The organism is Aquiflexum sp. (genome assembly GCF_977115555.1).
On sequence record NZ_CDSBKL010000397.1, the window covers coordinates 1 to 3,619 of the forward strand.

At 39.7% G+C, this 3,619-nt stretch carries 4 protein-coding genes; 1 reads left to right on the top strand and 3 read right to left on the bottom strand.

The genetic code is table 11. The features are described 5' to 3' along the window. The first annotated feature begins 141 nt into the window (after positions 1-141). The gene (locus ACZFYI_RS17275; protein ID WP_462525375.1) at positions 142-1,734 is read left to right on the top strand and encodes a glucoamylase family protein; all 1,593 of its coding nucleotides are present in this window, start codon (positions 142-144) and stop codon (positions 1,732-1,734) included. A gap of 79 nt (positions 1,735-1,813) precedes the next feature. On the opposite strand, the gene ACZFYI_RS17280 is transcribed toward ACZFYI_RS17275, so the two are convergent. The 3 genes from ACZFYI_RS17280 to ACZFYI_RS17290 form a co-directional block, all read right to left on the bottom strand. Further along, on the bottom strand, positions 1,814-2,149 hold the full coding sequence (locus tag ACZFYI_RS17280) for a rhodanese-like domain-containing protein (protein ID WP_462525376.1): 336 nt from the start codon (positions 2,147-2,149) through the stop codon (positions 1,814-1,816). Positions 2,150-2,227: 78 nt separating this feature from the next. After that, positions 2,228-2,479 carry a hypothetical protein gene (locus ACZFYI_RS17285; protein WP_462525377.1) on the bottom strand — a complete coding sequence of 84 codons (252 nt, stop codon included), beginning with the start codon at positions 2,477-2,479 and terminating at the stop codon, positions 2,228-2,230. Continuing rightward, positions 2,460-3,362: a sterol desaturase family protein gene (locus ACZFYI_RS17290; RefSeq protein WP_462525378.1), complete on the bottom strand. Its 903-nt coding sequence runs from the start codon at positions 3,360-3,362 to the stop codon at positions 2,460-2,462. Before ACZFYI_RS17290 ends, ACZFYI_RS17285 begins: the two co-directional genes overlap by 20 nt. Positions 3,363-3,619: the final 257 nt, after the last annotated feature.

Sequence of the window (3,619 nt, forward strand, 5' to 3'; positions counted from 1 at the left end):
ACAATCAGGCAATCCCAAAAGTCCATTTTATCGAAATCTATTTCCTATTTGGGCGTCGGACGAGTTTGTCAATATACCATTCGGATACGATAGAGTCAAAAAAAACGCAATCGAGCGAATCTACTTAAAACCAATGAACCCATGAAAATCCGACATATTTTTATCAGCTCCCTGCTTGCCTTATCTGGTTTCTTTTCATGCAATCAAAAAGAGGTTGAAATCCTTGTTTTTCCTTATGACAGCCACATTGAACTCCAATGGTCAAAAATTGAGGGAGCAAATTCTTATTTGATTTTTGCCAGTTTGGATGGAGGCGAATTTGCCCAAAGGGCAGAAACTTCGGACACGTTGCTGATGGATTTTTGGATGAATAAGGAAGATGGAAGAAAGCCAATAGACTATAAAATTGAAGCAGTCACCAACAAAGGGAAGAAGGAAATAGGTCAAATATCTACCCAAACCAGGGAAATGAATGAGGAAGAACTATTGGATATGGTTCAATATTATACTTTCAGATATTTTTATCAAGGTTCAGAACCTAACTCCGCGATGGCGGCTGAGAGAATTCACATTGATGGAGATTACCCAGAAAATGATGCCCATATCGTCACTACAGGAGGGACAGGCTTTGGTATTTTTGGATTGATTGCCGGAATTGAAAGGGGCTGGTTAAGCAAAGAACAAGGACTTGCTCATTTTGAAAAAATGGTTTCATTCTTAGAAAAAGCCGATCGCTACCATGGCATTTGGGCACATTGGCTGGACGGACAAACAGGAAAGACCAAACCTTTTTCTCCAAAAGATGATGGCGCAGATCTTGTAGAATCTGCATTTCTGATGCAGGGATTGATCGCAGTAAGAGAATATTACCGAAACGGTAGCAATGAAGAAAAGGCTTTGTCGACAAGGATCAACAAACTTTGGGAAGAAATGCAATGGAATTTCCACACAAAGAATGGGGAAAAGGTACTTTATTGGCATTGGTCACCCAACTTTGGTTGGGAAATGAATTTTCCCTTAGAAGGATACAATGAGTGCCTGATAACCTATGTACTTGCAGCCGCTTCCCCTACTTATACCATTGACCCTGCTGCTTACCATGAAGGATGGGCACGATCAGGAGCCATCAAAAATGAAGTAGAAGCTTTTGGATTTCCATTACAGCTCAGACATAATTACGCCGAAATAATGGGAGGCCCTTTATTCTGGGCACATTATTCCTACATGGGCTTGGATCCAAGGGGATTGAATGATGAATATGCGGATTATTGGCAGGAAAACCAGAACCAAACACTCATCAACAGGGCTTGGTGTATTGAAAATCCAGGAAACTTCAAAGGATATGGGGAAGACTTGTGGGGCCTGACTGCCTCCTACTCCATTAATTTCTACAATGCCCACCGTCCGGGAAATGACACCGGGGTAATTTCTCCGACTGCAGCTTTGTCTTCCATTCCTTACACCTATGAGGAGTCCATGAAGGTGCTGAAAAACCTCTATTTAAACTATGGAGACAAGGTTTTTGGGAGATATGGCTTTTATGACGCCATGAGTCCGGAGCATAATTTCTTTCCCCAAAGATACTTGGCGATTGACCAGGGGCCGATAGTAGGCATGATCGAAAATTATCGTACGGGATTGGGATGGAAACTTTTCATGCAGGCTCCCGAAATCTCTGATGGATTGGAAAAGCTTGGTTTCTCGATCAAGAAAAACGGACTGGAAATACAATGAATACCTATATTAAAAAAAAAATCCATCGGTCAGTTTTAGCTGCCGATGGACTTTAACACCATTCAACCCAATTAATAATCTATGCTATTTCATATGGCCATCTGATTATTCCTCCGGCCATATTATAAGTGTGTTCAAATCCCATTTCGCTCATGATTTCACAGGCTTGTCCGCTCCTGTTTCCACTTCGGCAGTATATGTAATACTTTTTGTCCTTAGGAAGGTTTTGGATCTGTGCCATGAAGTTTGGACTCATCATATCGATGTTCCTTGCTCCTTTTAGCTTTCCTGAGTGAAATTCCCCAGCTGTTCTTACATCAAGGATTACAGCATCTTTGGCAGTCATTCCTTTCTGGAAATCTTCGCAAAACAGGTCTGTATATTTTTTTGGTTTAGTTTTAAAGAAGTCAAACATGGTTTTTTTCGTTTATTTATGATTACAAAGTTATGGCCATTAACGATGCCAAACCGTAACCAAAATCACATAGCATTTTTATGCTTTGGTTTGATTTTCAACTTCTTTTGCAAGTTTGCCAGTCAGCTGAAGGATAGACAGTCTGATCAATAAAGCCCATGGAATCGCGTGGAATACAAAATCAAACCAATCCATAGCGGCCATTCCTTTGGCTCCGCCCGCAATCCATTTGAGTTTGCCCCATATATGTGGCTCAGGAACAAACGGAGCCAATCCCAAAGTCAGGCTAAGTAGGATGACAAAACGCCAGTTATTGATTGTTGCTTTCATGTTGCTTTTTCTTTATAAACGGATAAGTGATCTGTTGAAAAAAAGTCTGGGGAAATTCTTCCATTCCTTCAAAACCCAATGCTTCATCCCGACCTTCATGCGGGATATAATTTGTACCAAAAAGGTAATCCCAAACACTGAGCGTAATGCCATAATTGACTCCATATGGCCTGTCTTTTGGCAAAATCTTTACATGGTGCCAAAGATGCATGATTGGATTATTGAGGATATATTTCAAAGGACCATAAGTAATCCTCAAGTTGGCATGGTTCAAGTGACCGATGGCAGTTGTAAAAATATGGACAATGAAGAAATCTTCCAGTCCAAAACCGATCATTGCCAAAGGGATATATTGGGCAGACTTGTAAAGGATTGTTTCCATCCAATGGAACCTGAGATGCGCTGCAAATCCCATTTCCTCCACAGAGTGATGGACTTTATGAAACTCCCAAAGGATGGGAACCCTATGCAATACCCTGTGGACATTCCATTGTATGAAATCTGCCACCAAGAATAACAGCAAAAACTGCGACCATCTTGGCCAGCTTTCTATATGAATCGCTACTGTGTTTTCAATCCCGAATATTCCCAAGAAGTCATTGAATGCCTCTACGGCAACATTGGAAATGGCATTATACGCTATCAAAGAGAACAGGAAGTAATTGAAGAACATATAAAAACCATCCAGCCAAAAATCCTTTCTGAATACTGATTGATTTTCCCTCCAGGGGCGAATAATTTCCAACAACCAAACCCCTATTGATAATCCCAACAACCACCAAAAGTAATTGTGCCAAGAGGGGTAAAACATCTCACTTATAAGGTAATTCCAATACCCGTAATAAGAATCACCGATTATTTTAATGTATTTCTCAAATTCCATATTCCAGCTTTTTTTAAAGAAAAAGGACAATCCACGTGATTGCCCTCTTTCGATACTCCCATAAACCACAACTAATTATCTTTGTTTTCAGCTTGAAGGGATTTCACCCTTTTTTTCCAAGCCTACTTTTTTTTGACCAACTTAGAATTTCAATCAAATCTCTGGAAATCAGAATTCCATTTTTAAAATAGACTTTTTTTGGGATTAGAAATCCTTATTTCTTTTTATTTAAATTAAAAATAATTAAAAAAATTTTC

What these genes read in the sequence shown, in the direction of transcription:
- ACZFYI_RS17290 (WP_462525378.1), bottom strand. Translation starts at nt 3,362, where the DNA reads ATGGAATTTGAGAAATACATTAAAATAATCGGTGATTCTTATTACGGG.
- ACZFYI_RS17275 (WP_462525375.1), top strand. Translation starts at nt 142, where the DNA reads ATGAAAATCCGACATATTTTTATCAGCTCCCTGCTTGCCTTATCTGGT.
- ACZFYI_RS17285 (WP_462525377.1), bottom strand. Translation starts at nt 2,479, where the DNA reads ATGAAAGCAACAATCAATAACTGGCGTTTTGTCATCCTACTTAGCCTG.
- ACZFYI_RS17280 (WP_462525376.1), bottom strand. Translation starts at nt 2,149, where the DNA reads ATGTTTGACTTCTTTAAAACTAAACCAAAAAAATATACAGACCTGTTT.